This window comes from Rhodobacteraceae bacterium S2214, from assembly GCA_025141675.1.
Taxonomy (GTDB): Bacteria; Pseudomonadota; Alphaproteobacteria; order Rhodobacterales; family Rhodobacteraceae; genus Yoonia.
Genome location: CP081161.1, coordinates 1 through 19,020, shown reverse-complemented (window position 1 = coordinate 19,020; position 19,020 = coordinate 1). Strand labels below are relative to the sequence as shown.

The window sequence follows — 19,020 nt, the reverse complement described above, 5'->3', positions numbered from 1 at the left end:
ATTCCATATGAGAAAGCCAGTAAATCATGTCAGAGGATGACCACGACCCATTACGGGGTGACGTCGATGCCCTGATAGATCAAAATTTGAAACTTATGTACCAAGAGCTTTTGAAAGAGAGCCTCCCGGACCGTTTTCAAGACCTTCTCGCCGTTATTCGGGCAGAGGATCAGTTGAACGCGAAAAAGGATGGTGACGCATGAGCGACACATATCGCGATGAACTGATCAGCCATTTGCCGGCGTTGCGCGCGTTTGCAATCAGTTTAACACGGTCCAGATCAGCAGCGGATGACGCCGTGCAAGACGCGGTTCTTAAGGCGCTGGTTAATTTCGACAAATATGAACCCGGAACGAATATGAGGGCTTGGCTGTTCACCATTTTGCGGAACACGTATTATTCGTCTCGTCGGAAATACCACCGTGAAGCCAGCGATCCTGATGGTTTGTTGACCAGTGGTTTGGCGGTGAAGCCGGATCATGATGGTCGCCTGCAGTACAATGATTTCATGAAAGCGTTCAGCCAGCTTCCTGATGACCAGCGCGAAGTGCTTATTCTGGTCGGGGCGTCCGGATTTTCCTATATCGAAGTGGCTGAAATGACGGGTGTGGCATTGGGCACCGTGAAAAGTCGTGTGAACCGTGCCCGTGCGCGCATCGCCGAGATTTTGGAATTGGGCGATGGCCCAATAGAATTGACGGATAAATCAACGATTGCAGTCGTTTCGCGAAGTCTTTGAAACGCATGACTTTTAGGCTATCAGGCGCTCTGGCTGATCGTTATGGGCGAACGGTGATCGTTGTTGCGTTGTTGTTTGTCGTGGCCCTTTTGGCGACCTTCTATGTGGGTGCAACGCATCGGCAGGGTAACGCGGTCGCGTTCGCAAAAGTGCATAGCTTGCTCGTTGCAACGACGCTTGAAACAGAACGCGGTGACATCAATGCGGTCAGCGAAGCGGGCCGAGGCGACGGGCTGTTGCACGTCGGACTGTATAGTCGTGATGGCGAACAGATCAGTGGCGATACGTTCGACTTCGATCTTGGTGGCGTTGTTGTTGAGCCGACCGTCCTGTCAGAAAGGCCGACCATCGTGATCGCGGTGCCTGTTGCCGACGACGTTTTGATTGCGGAATGGGATCAAACGCTGATCTTGCCGCAAAGCTGGCGTTTCGATCGTTACGCGTTTCTGGGCATCGCGAGTTTGCTTGCGATTTTCACGGGTCGTGCAGTTTGGCATGATCGATCTGCGCGTCAGACCAAGCAGTTGCGCCGTCGGATGAGCCGATTTTTGAAGACTGGTGAACATCAGCCCCAAACATCGACCACGCACATGTCACCTGACCTTGCGCGGTTATATGCAGCTTTCGACAAAATGGCCGAAAGCAGCGTGGCCGATGTTGAAAAAGCCAAACAATCGACTGCGGAAAAATACGTTTTGATCCGCGAAGTGCATCATCGCGTGAAGAACAATCTTCAAATGATGTCGTCGATCCTAAGCATGCATCTTCGCGATACAAAGAACCCTGAAATGATCAGCGTTCTTCGGCGCATACAAGATCGGGTCATCAGCCTTGCGACGGTCCATGCTGATTTGTATCAATCCAGCACGGCGGGTGCAGTGCCAGTCGCACCTTTGCTGAATGAAATTGTGGATCGGGTCGAACAAGTTGCCCGATCACTTGGCCAATCCCTGACCATTTCACGCGAAATTTCGGAGGCAAGTTTACTGCCAGATCAAGCGGTTCCGCTGTCATTGCTGACGGCTGAAGCATTGAATATCGCTTTGAAGGATGTGGTGCCATCAGGCCAAGTTCCTGAAGTTTTGCTGTTGTCGTTCCGCGCTGGCAACCGATGTGTTCTGGCGGTGGAAATCCGAGATCAAAATCTAAAAGAAGCCACGCCCGCGAGCATCGGCCAGCAATTACTGGAAGCGTTCGCGACGCAATTGCATGCAGATTTTACGCGTACTCGCGACGCCGACCTTCTTCGGTTCACTTTCAGTTTTGAAGCTGTCGTTTAAAGACGGTCTCTTAAGCTGTAGTAGATCATCGCCGCGGCGAGCAGTGGCGCGCGCAGGCGTGATCCCCCAGGGAAGGTTGTTGTGGGAACCGACGCCATGAGGTCAAACTTTTCGGCTTGCCCTGCGATTGCATCAGCTGCGAGTTTTCCGCCTAAGGTGGCCATCGCAACGCCGTGCCCCGAATATCCGCTGGCCGTGAGCACATTGCCAGCCAGTCGGGCAAAGTGGGGCATTCTGTTCATCGTGATCCCAAGGGTGCCGCCCCAAGCATAGTCTATTTTTACGTTCTTTAGTTGGGGAAAAATTTCAGACATCGGTTTGCGGACAGTTGCCGCAATGTCTTTGGGGAAGCGGTAACCGTAGCTTTCGCCGCCGCCGAACAGCATGCGATTGTCATCCGACAAGCGGAAATAATTGATCACAAATTTACTGTCCGCGACGGCGTGATTATACCGGATCAGGTTTTTGGCTGTATGATCATCAAGCGGTTCTGTCGCGGCGATGAAGTTGTTGATCGGCATGACCTTTTTGGCGACCTTGCCATCTAAAGCGCCAAGGTATCCGTTACAGCCAAGCACCACATAAGACGCTGAGATATCAGCATGTTCCGTCGCGATTTTGGCAGGCGTTCCGTGCGACAAGTTGGTTACTTTGCTGTTTTCGAAAATGCGCACGCCCGCTGATTGCGCCGCCCGCGCAAGGCCAATCGCATAGCGCAACGGGTGAATGTGGCCGCTACCCATATCCAATGTGCCACCGTAATATGCTGGCGACCCGACGTGATCGCGCATTGCGTCGCGATCCAGCGTCGTGACCTGCGTGTAGCCGTAAACGCGTTCCAGATGCGCTGCATATTCGTGGTAATCGGGCACAAAGCGGGCGCGATGGGCTGCTTCGATGATGCCGTCATGGAACGGTACATCCATGTCGTGTTGCGTGATCAGGTCTTTGACGAGTTGAACGGAGTCGAGCGATAGGTCCCACAACGCTTTCGCGGGGCCCATGCCGACCATTTTTTCCACGCTGTCCATTTCGACGCGCTGACCGGTCGCGACCTGACCGCCATTGCGTCCCGATGCGCCGAAGCCTACGCGCTGTGCCTCTAGTAGGACGACGTCGTAGCCTTTTTCCGCCAGATGCAACGCCGCAGACAAACCTGTGTAACCGCCGCCAACGACGCATACATCGCAACTGATCGCGCCTTTTGCCGTCGGGAAGGGCGGAAGTTGAGGCGCGGTCGCGGCGTAATAAGACGCGGGATATGCGCCCTGCGTGTCGTTGGCTGTGAGCAGATCAAGCGTCACGCGGTCATGTGCCCTTCGGATTTCGCCCAAGCGTATGTTTCATCAAGCGACTGCACCGCGCGATCGATCAAAGTGTCGATTTCTTCCTTCTTGATCACAAGCGGCGGCGAAATGATCATGCGGTCACCCACGTGACGCATGACCAACCCGTTTTCAAAGCAACGCGTCCGGCAATAATATCCCATCGCACCGGGTGTTTTGAACGCAGCACGGCTTTCTTTATGCGGTGTCATGGCGACCGAAGCCATCATCCCCTTGATCGAGGCTTGGCCAATCAGCGGGTGGTCGGTCAGCGTTTCCCATTTCTGTTTCAGGTATGGCGCGGTTTCGTCGCGAACGGTTTCGACGATACGTTCCTCTTCCAAGATACGCAGGTTTTCCAATGCAACGGCCGCAGACACAGGATGGCCTGAATAAGTGTATCCGTGGTTAAAATCGCCAGCATTGTTGATCACATCGGCGACTTCATCACAGACCAATGATCCGCCAATCGGCGCATATCCGGACGACAGGCCTTTGGCGATTGTCATGATATGCGGCTTGATGTTGTAGGTTGTGGACCCGAACCATTCGCCGGTACGTCCGAAACCGCAGATCACTTCATCCGCGATCAATAGGATGTCATGCGCGTCACAAATGCGTTGAATTTCAGGCCAGTAGGTTTCAGGTGGAACGATCACGCCGCCTGCACCCTGCACGGGTTCCGCGATGAACGCCGCGATTTTGTCTTCGCCGTAGTGGGCAATTGCGGCCTCGAGCTGGCGTGCACGTTCAAGGCCAAATTCTTCTGGCGACATATCACCACCTTCGGCCCACCAGTTCGGCTGATCAATGTGATGCACGTCGGGGATCGGCAGTCCGCCCTGTTGGTGCATCGGAATCATGCCACCAAGGCTTGCGCCGCCCAACGTCGAACCATGATACCCGTTCTTGCGGCTGATGATGATCTTTTTCTCGGGCTGACCTTTTGCAGACCAGTAATGGCGCACCATTCGGATGTTCGTGTCGTTGGCTTCAGACCCCGAACCCGCGTAAAACACATTGTTGAACCCGTCAGGTGCAAGTTCGGCCAGCTTCGCAGACAGGGCGATCACCGGCACATGTGTCGTCATAAAGAACGTGTTGTAATAGGGCAGTTCACGCATCTGACGCGAAGCGGCTTCGGCCAGTTCATCACGTCCATAGCCAATATTCACGCACCAGAGGCCAGCCATCGCATCAAGCAGCGTTTTCCCTTCACTGTCTGTCAGCGTGACGCCTTTTGCAGAGGTAATGACCCGTGCACCTGCGGCAGCCAGTTCCGCGCCGGCGGTAAATGGATGCATGTGATGGGCTGCATCAAGTGCCTGCAATTCGGCAGTCGGCATATGGTTTGAGATCTTATTCATCAGATGCATCCTATTTGGGCTGGGACATGCCACCTTGCGTTGTGCCGCAGTCCGAATGCGGAGCCGCAAGACCTGTTTGTATTGCAATGGCTGAATGAAATTGATCATATCAACCATACGAGAGCAAGAGACTCTCAAAGCCATCGACGGGAGATACCGATGAAAAAGATTGCTTTGCTGCTGGCCACGACGACTTTCGCCAGTGCGGCATTTGCCGAAGAAGTCCGGGTCTACAATTGGTCCGACTACATCGACGAAGAGCTGCTTACCAAGTTTGAAGAAGAAACAGGTATCGACCTGATCTATGACGTTTTTGACAGCAACGAAGTGCTTGAAACGAAAATGCTGGCGGGATCGTCCGGTTACGATGTCGTGGTGCCGTCCGGGACGTTCTTACAACGCCAGATTTCTGCGGGTGCGTTTCAAGAATTGGACGCAGACCAACTGTCCAACGCAGGCAATCTTTGGGACGTGATTAAGGATCGTACCGCGCAGTATGATCCGAATAATGCCTATTCCATCAACTATATGTGGGGCACGACGGGCCTTGGTGTAAACGTTGGCAAGGTGCAAGAAATTCTCGGTGAAGACGCACCGATCAATTCGCTCGATCTGGTGTTTAATCCTGAGAATATGGAAAAGCTGGCGGCCTGTGGGGTTCATTTTCTAGATGCGCCGGCCGAGATGATCCCGGCTGCATTGAACTACATCGGCGAAGATCCTGACAGCCAAGATCCTGATGTGATTGCCAAGACAGAAGATGTCTTGATGGCCGTGCGTCCGCATATTCAAAAGTTCCATTCGTCCGAATACATTAACGCGTTGGCGAACGGGGATATCTGTGTTGCGTTCGGTTGGTCCGGTGATGTTTTGCAGGCACGGGATCGTGCGTGGGAAGCCGACAATGGTGTCGAAATCGCCTACAACGCCCCCGTGGAAGGCGCATTGATGTGGTTTGACCAGATGGCTATTCCAGCGGACGCACCGAACCCTGAAGCGGCGCATAAGTTCTTGAATTTCATCATGGATGCCCAGAACATGGCCGATGCGTCGAACTATGTTTATTACGCGAACGGCAATCTGGCGTCGCAAGAATTGCTGGTTGAGGACGTGATTGGTGACACCGCGATCTACCCAGATGCAGCGACACTTGAAAATCTGTATACGACTACGCCGTATGACGCACGCGTCCAGCGGTCTGTGACCCGTTTGTGGACGAAAGTGAAGTCTGGGACTTAAGGCTTGCACAATGACAAAACGCGCACCGGATAGACTGGTGCGCGTGCGTTTCTTCAACATGTGAGACCCTAACATGGCGCAATCGCCGCAAGATGTTTTTGCCCCTTGGGAGGATGCAGCAGAAAAACCGCTGATCCGGTTTCGCAATGTGACGAAGAAATTTGGCGATTTTACCGCCATCGATGATCTGACGCTCGACATCTATGCGAAGGAATTCTTTGCACTTCTTGGTCCTTCGGGCTGCGGGAAGACGACCTTGATGCGGATGTTGGCGGGGTTTGAAAAACCGACGACGGGTTCAATTGAATTGGACGGGAAAGACATCGCGAATGTGCCGCCCAATCAACGCGCGGTGAACATGATGTTCCAGTCCTACGCGCTATTTCCGCATTTGACGGTGTATGACAACATCGCTTTTGGCCTGAAACGGTCAGATATGGATCGCGCTGATATTCCTGCGCGGGTTGATGAAATGCTGCGTCTGACGCGCCTGCAAAAATTCGCCAAACGGAAACCTCATCAGATATCGGGGGGACAGCGGCAACGCGTTGCTTTGGCCAGATCGCTTGCGAAGGCCCCAAAATTGTTGTTGCTGGATGAACCGCTAGGCGCACTCGATAAGAAGTTGCGCCATGAAACCCAGTTTGAACTAATGGATATTCAGGAAAAGACCGGAACGACGTTTGTAATCGTCACGCACGACCAAGAAGAAGCAATGACCGTCGCGTCCCGCGTTGCGGTAATGGACGCGGGCGTGATCGTGCAGGTCGCAACCCCTGATCGGATTTATGAAACGCCGAATTCCGTTTATGTCGCTGATTTTATTGGTGAAGTGAATTTGATCGAAGGCCATGCGACGGTTACTGATGGGGTCGCCACGATTTCTTGGGCAGAAGGGCAGAAGCCGATTTCTGCCAAATCTGACCTGAATGGCGATGTCCACTGCACCTATGCGATACGCCCCGAAAAGATCGCGATTTCGCGCGACGAACCGCAGGATCGGCCTAATAAGGTGCAAGGCGCTGTGTTGGACATCGCCTACCTCGGCAATATCTCGACTTACCATGTCGAATTGCCGAATGGAAAAATCATTAAAGCGCAGACAGCCAATGACCGGCGTATCGCGCGGCGTAGCTTTACGTGGGAAGACCGCGTTTGGCTTGCTTGGACCGACACCGCTGGTGTCGTGTTGACCGCGTAGGATGCGCCGCTTCATCCTCATTGCGGTTCCATATGTATGGTTGCTTGCGTTGTTCTTTGTGCCGTTCCTTATCGTGCTGCGCATCAGTTTTTCTTACTACGAACTGTCTATTCCCCCTTATGGTCCGCAGCTTGATATTGCTGCTGGGTGGGCAGGCATTAATGCATTTTTTGCTGAACTGAACTGGGACAATTACGCCTTTCTGACCGGGGATGACCTGTATTGGAAAGCCTATCTATCTAGTTTGAAGATTGCGTTAATCGCCACATTCTTCACGCTTTTGGTTGGGTTTCCAATCGCTTACGGAATGGCCAAAGCCGCCGAAGAGTGGCGCCCGACCTTGATGATGTTGATTATTTTGCCGTTCTGGACATCGTTCTTGATCAGGGTCTACGCGTGGATCGGCATCCTTGGAACGGAAGGATATCTTAACCAGTTGCTGCTAAGCATTGGGATCATTGATGCGCCTTTGACGATCCTGAACACCAGCGTCGCCGTCTATATCGGGATTGTCTACACATACCTGCCGTTCATGGTGCTGCCGATCTACGCAGCGTTGGAAAAGATGGACGACAGCCTGCTTGAAGCGGCGGAAGACCTTGGTTGCACCCGGACCCAAGCGTTTTGGCTTGTGACGGCACCCCTTGCAAAGTCGGGCGTCATTGCTGGCTGCTTTCTTGTGTTCATTCCCGCGCTGGGCGAATTTGTCATCCCATCGCTGCTAGGTGGTTCAGACACGCTGATGATTGGTAAGGTTTTGTGGGAAGAATTCTTTTCGAACCGTGACTGGCCGGTGGCATCGACGGTCGCGGTCATACTGTTGCTGATCTTGATCATCCCAATCATCCTATTCCAGCGCAATGAGCAGAAGCAGCGGGAGCTGGACGGATGAGGCGCTTTAGCTGGTTCAATGCGACGTCGCTGACGTTGGGATTCGCGTTTCTCTATCTGCCGATGATCATCCTCGTGATCTACAGCTTCAACGAAAGCCGGTTGGTCACGGTGTGGGCCGGATTTTCTGCAAAATGGTATGCCGAACTGCTTCAAAACGATGCATTTCTTGACGCAGCTTGGGTGACCGTCAAGGTGGGGTTCTGGTCATCGACGCTGGCCACTGTTCTTGGTACGATGGCGGCATATGTCATGGTCCGTGGTGGCCGTTTCTTCGGGCGCACATTGTTTTCTGGCATGGTCTATGCGCCATTGGTCATGCCCGAAGTGATCACAGGGCTTTCACTGCTTCTTTTCTTTATTGCCATAGACTTAGATCGCGGTGTCTTGACGATTGTCTTGGCCCATACAACGTTCTCGATGTGTTATGTTTCGGTCGTGGTATCATCGCGTTTGATCAGTTTTGATAAGTCGCTGGAAGAGGCTGCGCTTGATCTTGGCTGCACGCCATTTGATGCGTTTCGATCCGTGACATTGCCGATTATCGCACCGTCTGTGATCGCGGGTTGGCTGCTGGCGTTTACCTTGTCGCTTGATGATCTGGTGATTGCATCTTTTGCGTCGGGCCCATCATCAACGACGTTGCCAATCAAAATCTTCTCGGCGGTGCGGCTGGGTGTGACGCCAGAAATTAACGCACTATCAACGATCATGATCGGGATTGTCACTTGTGGTGTGATATGTGCATCTTTGGTCATGAAACGGAATGTTGCGCGGGCCAGAGCGGACGAAGCCCGCGCGGAGATGAACAGTTAGGCGAGCTGCCACTAGCCCCTGTTGATTGGCCAATAGGTCCAACGCGGTCTTCCCTAAGGTGCCGCTGACAAAAGGATATCAGCATGATCAAGAAACGTGATTTTTACATTAATGGCGCATGGGTTGCGCCGGCAATTGCGGCTGATCTGGCCGTCATTGACCCGTCGACTGAACAACAATGTGCCGTAATTTCTGTTGGTTCTCAATCAGATACCGACGACGCTGTTGCAGCCGCAAAGGCTGCTTTTCCTGCATGGTCTGCGACCCCCTTAGAAGAACGTCTTGCCGCATTGGAACGGCTCGAAGTGATCTATAAGGCAAAAAAGACAGAGATGTCGGAGGCGATGTCGCTGGAAATGGGGGCACCGAAGTCGCTGTCCGAGTCGTCCCAGTGGGGCGCAGGTGCTTGGCACATCAAGGAAGCAATTCGTGCGGCGCGCGCGTATGAGTTTGAGCGCAAGAGCGGCAATGATTGGATCTACCACGAACCGATTGGCGTCGCCGCTTTGATTACGCCGTGGAACTGGCCCATGAACCAAGTCACGCTGAAGGTAATACCGGCGCTGGCAGTTGGCTGCACTGTTGTGCTGAAGCCGTCAGAGATTGCGCCGCTGTCTTCGATTCTTCTGGCCGAAATGATTGATGAAGCGGGTTTCCCTGCAGGCGTCTTTAACATGGTGAATGGTGACGGTGCCGGTGTCGGTTCGCAGCTATCGGTGCATCCTGACGTCGATATGGTCAGCTTTACAGGGTCAACGCGTGCAGGTGCTTTGATTACAAAGGCCGCCGCAGATAGCGTCAAGCGTGTCAGTCTCGAGCTGGGCGGTAAGGGTGCAAACGTCATTTTCGCGGATGCTGATGAAAAGGCTGTTGCCCGTGGAGTGCGCCATTGCTTCCAAAACACGGGCCAGTCATGCAACGCGCCGACCCGCATGTTGGTTGAAGAAAGCATTTATGATCAAGTTGTCGAAACCGCCAAAGGGCTGGCTGAAAAGCAAGAGGTCGGGATCGCGCAAAAAGACGGTCGACACATCGGCCCACTCGTCAGCGATGTGCATTGGCACAAAGTGCAGGGTTTGATCCAAGTTGGAATTGATGAAGGCGCGCGCCTTGTTGCTGGTGGCACAGGGCGTCCTGACGGCATGGACGTTGGTTATTTTGTGAAGCCCACGATTTTTGCCGATGTGAACAATGATATGAAGATTGCGCGCGAAGAAATTTTTGGTCCGGTATTGGTAATTATTCCATTCAAGGACGAAGCCGATGCGTTGGCAATCGCAAATGATACCCCATACGGTTTGGGGAACTATGTGCAGACCCAAGACTCTGAAAAGGCTAAGAGAATGGCGCGGGGGATGCGGTCGGGAATGGTCGAAGTTAACGGCAATTTCTTAGGCGGCGTGACCCCGTTTGGCGGGTACAAGCAGTCCGGAAATGGGCGCGAAGGATCTGTTTGGGGGCTTGAGGAATATCTCGAAGTGAAAGCTGTCGCAGGCATTTCTTAACTGGTTGACCTCATGGTGGTCGGGCGTAGGTTGGCACAGTTTTCAAAACTGAGGTGCACCATGTCCGACCATATCGATCCTGTGAAACTCGACCGGCTTGCCGAAGTCGCTGTGCGTACAGGTGTAAATCTTCAGAAGGGCCAGGATCTGGTGATCACGGCCCCGATGTCCGCGTTGCCGCTGGTTCAGCGCATCGCTGTGCATGCCTATAAAGCGGGCGCTGGCGTTGTCATGCCATTCTTTAGCGACGATGCAATAACCTTGGCGCGCTATGAAAATGCGGACGATAGCAGTTTTGACCATGCGCCTGCGTGGTTCTACGAAGGTCTTGCCGCTGCATTTAAGGGTGGCGCTGCGCGTATGGCGATCACAGGCGATGACCCGATGTTGCTGGCTGATCAAGACCCAAGCAAGGTTGCGCGGCTGTCGAAAGCTACTTCAATCGCGGCAAAACCGGCGATGAACCCGATTGTGGGTTTTGAGGTGAACTGGAATATTGTTGCCTATCCCGGCGCCGCTTGGGCGGCGCGCGTCTTCCCAGATCTGCCAGTTGCTGAAGCGCAAGGTAAGCTGATGGATGCGATTTACGATGCGTCTCGTTTGGATGGCGACGATCCGGTTGCGAATTGGGCAGATCATACAGCTGAACTGAAGAAGCGTGTGAAATGGCTGAACGATCAAAAATTTGACGCGCTGCATTACACTGGTCCGGGCACTGATCTGCAACTTGGCCTCGCTGAAGGCCATATTTGGAAGGGTGGGGCATCGCCTGCACTGAATGGTGTTGTGTGTCAGCCGAACATCCCGACTGAGGAAGTGTTCACGTGTCCGCATGCCTATAAGGTCGACGGTACGGTGTCTGCGACCAAACCGCTTGCGCACCAAGGTAATGTTATTGAAGATATTTCCGTCCGTTTTGAGGCAGGCAAAATCGTAGAAGCGACGGCGTCGAAAGGGCAAGATCAGCTTCGCGCATTACTCGCGACTGACGATGGGGCCAGCCGCATTGGCGAGGTTGCTTTGGTTCCGCACTCCAGCCCGATTTCGCAGTCCGGCGTGCTGTTTTTCAACACGTTGTTTGACGAAAATGCATCGTGCCACATTGCGCTTGGCCAATGCTATGCGGACACGATCGAAGGCGGATCTGAGTTGGCACCCGAAGAGTTGCAACAAAAGGGCGGCAACCAAAGTCTGATCCACGTCGATTGGATGATGGGGTCGGACGCCGTTGATATCGATGGTGTGACGCTATCGGGTGAAAAAGTACCTGTGATGCGCAAAGGCGAATGGGCATTCTAAGTCGTTAACAAATAAAGAAAAGGCCCGCGCTGTGCGGGCCTTTTCGATTTAGAAATCCAGATTTTCGACGCTTAGAGCGTTGTTCTGAATGAACTCGCGTCGTGGTTCCACCACGTCACCCATCAGCTTGGTAAACAGGTCATCGGCGTCGGCCAGATCTTCGACTTTTACTTGCAAAAGCGTCCGCGCATCCGGATCAAGCGTGGTTTCCCAAAGTTGGTCTGGGTTCATTTCGCCCAAACCCTTATAGCGCTGATAAGACAGACCTTTTTCGCCTTCTTCAAGAATAGCTTTCAACAGATCAAGCGGCCCATAGATCGCTTGCGACCTGTCTTTGCGCACCAACGTAGCAGGCAGGTTGTAGACGTCTTGCAAGGATTTCGTGAAGGACCCAGTGCGGCGCGCTTCGCCAGAACGCAGCATTGTACCATCCAGTGTGCGAACCTCTTCCACGCCGCGCAAAATGCGGGCCAAACGCATGCCTTTGTCCTGCGTGATCCGACCGGCCCAACCACGTTCCCATTCCAATGCGATGAGGTCGAGGCGTTTAGCGACACGGTCAGCGGTACCTTGCAGGTCACTATCGACAACACCGGGTACAAACGCGCCTGCGATTGCGGCCTGTTCAAGGATGTGACGCGGGTAATGCGTTGGGAACGCATCCAAAACGCGTTTCAACTGACGTGCCTCATCGACAACGCGTTTCAGGTCCGCGCCAAGAATTTCTTCGCCGTTTCCTTGCCGCAAGATCGCACCATCGATGCCCTGTTCGATCAGATAATCTTCCATTTCGGTTTGATCTTTGAGGTAAACTTCAGACTTGCCGCGCGATACTTTGTAAAGTGGCGGCTGCGCGATGTAGAGATACCCACCTTCGATCAGTTCCGGCATCTGACGGAAGAAGAACGTCAGCAAAAGCGTTCGGATGTGGGCACCATCGACGTCCGCATCGGTCATGATAACGACCTTGTGGTAGCGCAATTTATCGATGTTGAACTCGTCACGGCCGATACCCGTTCCGAGCGCCATAACAAGGTTACCAATTTCCTGACTGCCGAGCATTCGGTCAAAACGGGCGCGTTCGACGTTCAGGATTTTACCTTTAAGCGGTAGGATGGCTTGCGTTTGACGGTCGCGACCCGTTTGGGCGGACCCGCCAGCGGAGTCACCCTCCACCAAGAAGACTTCGGTTTTGGATGGGTCTTTTTCGGAGCAATCCTTGAGCTTACCCGCTAAGAAATTGACATCCATCGGATTTTTGCGCCGCGTCAGTTCGCGGGCCTTGCGGGCCGCTTCACGCGCCAGCGCGGCTTCGACGATCTTTCCAACGATTTGTTTGGCTACGTTAGGATTTTCTTCAAACCATTCTGACAGTTTTTCCCCTACGAGGGATTCTACCGCTGGCCGCACCTCGGAGGAAACGAGTTTGTCTTTTGTTTGAGAGGAGAATTTAGGATCAGGCACTTTGACAGACAACACGCATGTAAGGCCTTCACGGGCATCGTCCCCGGTGAAGCTAACCTTTTCCTTCTTCGCGATACCTGATGACTGCGCGTAGGCGTTGATTGTCCGCGTCAGCGCGCCACGGAAGCCCGCCATGTGCGTGCCGCCATCGCGTTGTGGAATGTTGTTTGTGAAAGGCAGGACCATTTCGTTGTAGCTATCATTCCACCACATCGCGACTTCGACGCCGATGTCGTCCTTTTCGCCGACAACATAGATGGGTTCTTCCATGACGGCTGTTTTTGAGCGGTCGAGGTATTTCACAAACTCTTTTACGCCACCGTCGTAGTACAAATTCGCTTCAAGAGGTTCCGCAGGACGTTCGTCTTTCAAAATGATACGCACGCCAGAGTTTAGGAATGCCAACTCGCGCAAGCGTTTTTCGAGCGTATCAAACGAATAGTCGAGGTTTGAGAACGTGTCAGTCGAAGCAAGGAAACGGACCTCTGTCCCTTTGCGGCCGTTTGCTGGGCCCACAACTTCGAGCGATTTTGTGGTCACGGATTCTTCGAAACGGCAGTAATGTTCTTTGTCGTCACGCCAAATGCGCAGTTCCAGCCAATTGGACAGCGCGTTTACAACTGAAATACCCACGCCGTGCAGACCGCCGGACACCTTGTAGGAGTTGCTGTCAAATTTACCACCGGCGTGCAGCTGGGTCATGATGACTTCGGCCGCTGAAATGCCTTCTTCCTTATGCATATCGACGGGGATGCCGCGCCCATTATCACCGACGGAAACAGAGTTGTCGGCGTGGATCGTGACGCTAACGTGGTCCGCATGGCCGGCCAACGCTTCGTCAATTCCGTTGTCCACGGCTTCGTAGACCATGTGGTGCAAACCAGACCCATCGTCGGTGTCACCGATGTACATGCCTGGCCGTTTGCGAACCGCATCTAAGCCCTTGAGAACTTTGATGGAATCGGCACCGTATTCAGCGTTGTTCGGCTGGTCGTCAGACATATGTATTATCCCGTGTATCTACCCCCAAAATATATGCTTTTTCGGGGGCAATGTCACGCGTTTGCCGCTACATTTTGTGTCACGCGAAAGGGATAATTAGGCCGACGCCGATCAGCAAAAAGCCAGCGATGATGTTGGTTCGTTTCAGGGCTGTTGGCGACGTCAAAAGCGCGCGGGCTTTGCCGATGAACAGAGCCAAAGTCAGGTTGCCGATCAGTGGTACGACAAATGACAAGGTGCAGATCGCCGCGATGTCATAGCCTGTCACCGCGGTCAGATCAAAAAACCCGGGCAGCATGCCCATATAGAACAAAACCGCCTTTGGATTGCCCAAGATGACGGCGAGCCCAGCTATAAATCCAGCCCACATACCAGGTTTTGTGAGACGGCTATCGCTTGCGATGGTTTTATCCGCGTGCCGGATAAGAAGCACACCCATTGCGATAAACATCACGCACGCGACCCAACTGATTGCTTGGAGTATCCCGCCGTACAAGGAAACAAGCCAAGTCAGTCCAAAGATCGCGACAAGGGGCCAAAGGACGTCGCCGATCACCACACCAAGGGCGAGTGGCCACGCCCCGTTAAAGCCACCAGATAGCGTGCGTGCGATCAGTGCGACCCAAACCGGACCGGGCGTTAGGAAGAGAACAAACAAGGCACCTGCGTAGAGCAGCAGGTCGGCTGGTGAAAGCGTCATGCAGTTGGCGCCTCGTCCGGCAAAGTTTGAATGCCGTCGTCATCAAGTTCCCAAAACGGGTTAAACGCAACTTCCCACGGATGACCGTCCGGATCAGCGTAATAGCCTGAATAGCCGCCCCAAAAGACCTTTTCTGGTGCCTTAAGCGCAGTTGCCCCGGCGGCCAGCGCATGCGCGTAGGCTTCGTCAACTTCGGCTTCGTTGCGGAAATTCTGTGCAAGGGTCATCGCGCCCGTGCCGAGCTTTGCTTCTGGTCGCCCTTGATCTTCGGCGAGCGGTTCGATCCCGAATAGCCCCAGAACTGCACCATGTAACTGATAGAAAATCACCTGACCCGGTACTTCGTCTTTGGGTGTCCAACCAAGGTCCCCGTAGAATTTCCGTGAAACCGCGAGATCTGCGACGCCAAGCGTGATGAGGCTGACCCGCTGTACCGGAAGTTTTGTCATGGTGCGTCCCTTTGTGTGACTGTTGATGCGCCAGTGTCGTCTCCGACTTCGATGAATTGCGCACGGTGGCCAAGTTCCCCGAACAATTCTGGCCCCGTGCCAGTCATCCAAGCTTGCGCACCCAATGTGCAGATTTCATCATAAAGTGCCGCGCGACGACCTGCGTCAAGGTGCGCTGCCACCTCATCAAGCAACAGGATGGGCGGTGCGCCGAAATCCCGTGTCAGCGCCCGTCCATTTGCCAAAATGAGCGAAATCAGCAGCGCTTTTTGTTCGCCTGTTGAGCAATCTTTGGCAAGAACACCTTTTTCGGCATAGGTGGCTCCTAAATCTGACCGGTGTGGCCCATGCAGTGCGCGTCCCGCGGCCAAGTCACGCGGTCGGTTCTGGGCGAAAGCATCGACAAGCGCGGCTGGATCCCCTGGCGTTTCGCAACCGCCGTCCGGATTGGTAAGCGACAGATCCGCAGTCGGGAACGCGGTCGTGGCGTTGGCCTGTGCGGTGTTTAATTCATTGATCGTGTTCGTGCGGTTCATGTGGATCACGGCGCCCGCTTCGGCCATCTGCCGTTCAAGGGCGACGTACCAATGGGGGTCGCGCACCATGTCCTTTAACAGCCGATTGCGTTCGCGCATGGCCTTTTCATAGGACAGCACCGCTTCGGCATGGGACGGTGTGAAGCTGAGCGTGGCACGATCTAGAAAACGTCTGCGTCCTTCGGCCCCTTCAATCCAGAGACGATCCATCGACGGCACCAGCCACAAGATGCGTGCGATGCGACCTAGGGCGGTCTGTGGTGATGTCTTTTCATCAATCCGCACTTGGCGCGATTGCGTGGGTTCGGCGAAAGTGCTGATTTCGTGTGTCTGGTTCAGCGATTGCAGGACTGCCGTGATCTTCCAGCCCAGTGACTCCGGCCTACGGATTAGATCGTCCATGCCTGCCCGCCGCAGACCCCGACCAGGGGACAGCATCGAAACGGCTTCGATCAGATTGGTCTTTCCAGCCCCGTTTGCGCCGTAGATGGCCACAGGTCGCGCGTCGACCTCCAGTACCGCACGGCGGTGCGACCGGAAATGGGACAACGTGAGTTCAGAGAGCGCGAGCATCGCTGAACCTTACGTGCAGATGATGGCTTGGCAAGGTGTCCGCGTCACACGCGCATTGGCATAACGACGTAAATCGCAGTGGTGTCATTGCCTTCGCGCATCAACGTTGGATCGCCCGATGAGTTGAACATGAACACCGCGTTTTCACGGTCGACTTGGCTCGCAATTTCGAGTAAGTATTTGGCGTTAAACCCAATTTCGAGGCGTTCGTCGCCATATGCTACAGCCAGTTCTTCCTCCGCAGCACCGCTGTCTGGCGCGTTGACGGACAGAACAAGACGGTCTTCGTCGAGCGATAGTTTCACGGCGCGCGACCGTTCAGAAGACACAGTTGCCACTCGATCGACGGCCTTTGCGAATTCCGCGGCATCGACTTCGAGTTTGCGTGTGTTTCCTGTCGGAATAACACGCGTGTAATCTGGGAAGGTGCCGTCGATGACCTTCGAGGTCAGCGTGATCGTTGGTGTCGCGAACCGGATCTTGGTTTCAGATACGGACACTGCGATCTGCATGTCGTCGTCATCAAGCAGCTTGCGCAATTCGCCAACGGTTTTGCGGGGTACGATGACCCCAGCCATTTCTGCCGCACCTTCAGGCAATTCCGCGTCGATCCGCGCAAGGCGGTGGCCGTCGGTTGCAACGCAGCGCAGCACCTTACCGCCGTCCGCGTCGGACACGTGCATGTAGACACCGTTTAGGTAGTAGCGTGTTTCTTCGGTCGAAATCGCGAACTTGGCTTTGTCGAAAAGACGACGCAGCGTCGGCGCAGGCGCCGAGAAATTCGCGGCGTATTCGGATGATGCCATAACGGGAAAATCTTCTTTTGGCAGTGTCGCCAAAGAGAAATTCGACCGACCTGCTTCAATCGTCAAACGGCCAGATGCGCCATCTTCGGTCAGCGTGACCAAGGCACCGTCAGGCAATTTGCGTACGATTTCGTTCAGCGTGACAGCGGCGACTGTGGTCGCGCCAGCGCGTTCGACCTTGGCAGGTGCTTTGTCGACAACTTCGATATCAAGATCGGTCGCGCGGAACATCACATCATCGCCATTGGCTTCGATCAAGACGTTCGCAAGGATCGGAATCGTGTTGCGCCGTTCAACGACGGATTGTGCTTGTGCCACGGCCTTCAGCAATGCCGCCCGTTCAATACTGAATTTCATGTCCCATGCTCCGCAATTAGGCGTGCTTTGTGCCGCCGGGAGTTGAAAACTATCCTATATCCCAGCAGGCTCAAGCGTTTTGTTGGACTGTTGCCGCGTTGAAGGGCAGCGTCAAGGCGTGGGCGGCTTATTCCGACAAAGCGCGACGCAGAAGTTCCACATCATCAGCCATTTGACTGTCGGTTGCTTGCAGTTCTTCAATCTTTTTCACGCCGTGCATGACGGTTGTATGATCGCGACCACCAAAACGACGTCCGATTTCTGGCAAGGACCGGCTTGTCATGGTTTTCGCAAGATACATCGCGATTTGCCGCGGACGTGCCAAGGTGCGCACCCGCTTTGGCCCGATCATGTCAGACAGGCGGATGTTGTAGTGCTCAGATACCTTGCGCTGGATTTCTTCGACCGTGACCTTGCGATCAGATGCTTTCAGAACATCAGCCAAGCAGTCTTGGGTCAGCTCAAGGTTGATTTCGCGACCGACCAGCGATGCGAATGCGAATAGGCGGGTCAAAGCGCCTTCCAGCACGCGCACGTTTGTGCTGATCCGGTGGGCCAGGAATTCGAGAACGCCGTCGGCCATTTCGATGCCTTGGTACATCGGCGCGTATGCTTCGGCTTTGGCCTGAAGAACTCCGAGACGCAGTTCATAGTCGGTTGGGTGTAGGTCAACGACAAGACCACATTGTAGGCGGGATTTGATCCGCTCTTCTAAGTCCTTGATTTCACCCGGAGCACGGTCAGCAGAAATGATGATCTGCTTGCCAGCGTCGACGAGCGCGTTGAACGTGTGGAAGAATTCTTCTTGCGTGCTGTCTTTGCCTGCAAGGAACTGAACGTCGTCGACCATCAGAATGTCGACAGAGCGGAACAAATCTTTGAAATCCATCATTTTGCGATCACGCAGGGCCGTAATGAAACGATACATGAACTGTTCGGCGGACAGGTACAGAACGTTCAGATGCGGCTGCTGACTGCGCAATTCGTGGGCGATCGCGTGCATCAGGTGCGTTTTGCCAAGGCCGACGCCACCATAAAGGAACAGTGGGTTAAAGCTGACAGGACCACCTTCGGCCACACGACGAGCGGCGGCATGGGCGAGTTCGTTTGGCTTACCGACAACAAATGTGTCGAACGTAAACCGTTTATCGAGACCAGCAGTGGATGCTTCAGCACGTGGTGCTGCTGATGGTGTGCGGACGTCTTTTGTGACGGCCGCTGCGCGACGTTCCCCACCAACCGCAAAACTAAGGCGGTCAATGCTTTGATCTGCTTCGCGCATCTTGTGCAGAATCAGATCAGAGAAATTCTGTTTGACGTAGTTACCGATAAAAGTCGTTGGTGCGTTTAAAGTCGCGACGCCACCATTCAAACCGCCGAACTCTAATGGTTCGATCCAATTGGAATAGCTGTTGGCGCCAAGAACCTCTTCCAAAGTTCCAAGTACACGTGCCCACGTATCGTTCGTCAT

Annotated in this window: 17 protein-coding genes; 9 read left to right on the top strand and 8 right to left on the bottom strand. The window is 54.0% G+C overall.

What is annotated here, in order from left to right; all coding sequences use genetic code 11:
• The first annotated feature begins 26 nt into the window (after positions 1-26).
• Genes K3729_00085 through K3729_00075 form a run of 3 tightly spaced genes read left to right on the top strand, consistent with a single transcriptional unit; the run spans position 27 to position 2,019 of the window.
• Positions 27-203, top strand: coding sequence for a hypothetical protein (locus tag K3729_00085; protein UWQ99241.1), 177 nt, complete (start codon positions 27-29; stop codon positions 201-203).
• Positions 200-739 (top strand): RNA polymerase sigma factor, encoded by a 540-nt coding sequence (locus K3729_00080; protein UWQ99240.1) that lies wholly within the window; start codon positions 200-202, stop codon positions 737-739. The genes K3729_00085 and K3729_00080 overlap by 4 nt, the downstream gene beginning before the upstream one ends.
• 5 nt (positions 740-744) lie before the next feature.
• Positions 745-2,019, top strand: a complete 1,275-nt coding sequence (locus K3729_00075) for a sensor histidine kinase (GenBank protein ID UWQ99239.1) — start codon at positions 745-747, stop codon at positions 2,017-2,019.
• Here K3729_00075 and K3729_00070 read toward each other — a convergent pair.
• Together K3729_00070 and K3729_00065 are read right to left on the bottom strand one after the other, a co-directional pair.
• On the bottom strand, positions 2,016-3,323 hold the full coding sequence (locus K3729_00070; GenBank protein UWQ99238.1) for an FAD-binding oxidoreductase: 1,308 nt from the start codon (positions 3,321-3,323) through the stop codon (positions 2,016-2,018). The two genes, K3729_00075 and K3729_00070, sit on opposite strands and share 4 nt — an antisense overlap.
• Complete coding sequence (locus K3729_00065; GenBank protein ID UWQ99237.1) at positions 3,320-4,711, bottom strand: aspartate aminotransferase family protein; 1,392 nt, start codon at positions 4,709-4,711, stop codon at positions 3,320-3,322. Before K3729_00065 ends, K3729_00070 begins: the two co-directional genes overlap by 4 nt.
• Positions 4,712-4,870: 159 nt before the next feature.
• Between K3729_00065 and K3729_00060 the strand changes: the two genes are divergently transcribed.
• The 6 genes from K3729_00060 (at position 4,871) to K3729_00035 (ending at position 11,662) form a co-directional block, all read left to right on the top strand.
• Complete coding sequence (locus K3729_00060) at positions 4,871-5,950, top strand: polyamine ABC transporter substrate-binding protein (protein ID UWQ99236.1); 1,080 nt, start codon at positions 4,871-4,873, stop codon at positions 5,948-5,950.
• Between the two features lie 73 nt (positions 5,951-6,023).
• Positions 6,024-7,151 carry an ABC transporter ATP-binding protein gene (locus K3729_00055; GenBank protein ID UWQ99235.1) on the top strand — a complete coding sequence of 376 codons (1,128 nt, stop codon included), beginning with the start codon at positions 6,024-6,026 and terminating at the stop codon, positions 7,149-7,151.
• A 1-nt stretch (position 7,152) separates the two neighbouring features.
• Positions 7,153-8,043, top strand: a complete 891-nt coding sequence (locus K3729_00050; GenBank protein UWQ99234.1) for an ABC transporter permease subunit — start codon at positions 7,153-7,155, stop codon at positions 8,041-8,043.
• Positions 8,040-8,858 carry an ABC transporter permease subunit gene (locus K3729_00045; GenBank protein ID UWQ99233.1) on the top strand — a complete coding sequence of 273 codons (819 nt, stop codon included), beginning with the start codon at positions 8,040-8,042 and terminating at the stop codon, positions 8,856-8,858. The genes K3729_00050 and K3729_00045 overlap by 4 nt, the downstream gene beginning before the upstream one ends.
• Before the next feature lie 83 nt (positions 8,859-8,941).
• Complete coding sequence (locus K3729_00040) at positions 8,942-10,363, top strand: aldehyde dehydrogenase family protein (GenBank protein ID UWQ99232.1); 1,422 nt, start codon at positions 8,942-8,944, stop codon at positions 10,361-10,363.
• A gap of 60 nt (positions 10,364-10,423) precedes the next feature.
• On the top strand, positions 10,424-11,662 hold the full coding sequence (locus K3729_00035; protein UWQ99231.1) for an aminopeptidase: 1,239 nt from the start codon (positions 10,424-10,426) through the stop codon (positions 11,660-11,662).
• A gap of 48 nt (positions 11,663-11,710) precedes the next feature.
• Here K3729_00035 and gyrB read toward each other — a convergent pair whose 3' ends face one another.
• From gyrB to dnaA, 6 genes are all read right to left on the bottom strand, one after another.
• On the bottom strand, positions 11,711-14,128 hold the full coding sequence (gene gyrB, locus K3729_00030; protein ID UWQ99230.1) for a DNA topoisomerase (ATP-hydrolyzing) subunit B: 2,418 nt from the start codon (positions 14,126-14,128) through the stop codon (positions 11,711-11,713).
• 79 nt (positions 14,129-14,207) lie between these two features.
• Positions 14,208-14,828, bottom strand: coding sequence for a LysE family translocator (locus tag K3729_00025; protein UWQ99229.1), 621 nt, complete (start codon positions 14,826-14,828; stop codon positions 14,208-14,210).
• On the bottom strand, positions 14,825-15,277 hold the full coding sequence (locus tag K3729_00020) for a VOC family protein (GenBank protein ID UWQ99228.1): 453 nt from the start codon (positions 15,275-15,277) through the stop codon (positions 14,825-14,827). The genes K3729_00025 and K3729_00020 overlap by 4 nt, the downstream gene beginning before the upstream one ends.
• Positions 15,274-16,386, bottom strand: a complete 1,113-nt coding sequence (gene recF, locus K3729_00015; GenBank protein ID UWQ99227.1) for a DNA replication/repair protein RecF — start codon at positions 16,384-16,386, stop codon at positions 15,274-15,276. Before recF ends, K3729_00020 begins: the two co-directional genes overlap by 4 nt.
• Before the next feature lie 44 nt (positions 16,387-16,430).
• Positions 16,431-17,549, bottom strand: a complete 1,119-nt coding sequence (dnaN, locus tag K3729_00010) for a DNA polymerase III subunit beta (protein UWQ99226.1) — start codon at positions 17,547-17,549, stop codon at positions 16,431-16,433.
• 127 nt (positions 17,550-17,676) lie between these two features.
• A complete protein-coding gene (gene dnaA / locus K3729_00005; protein UWQ99225.1) occupies positions 17,677-19,020 on the bottom strand; it encodes a chromosomal replication initiator protein DnaA in 1,344 nt (447 codons plus the stop codon).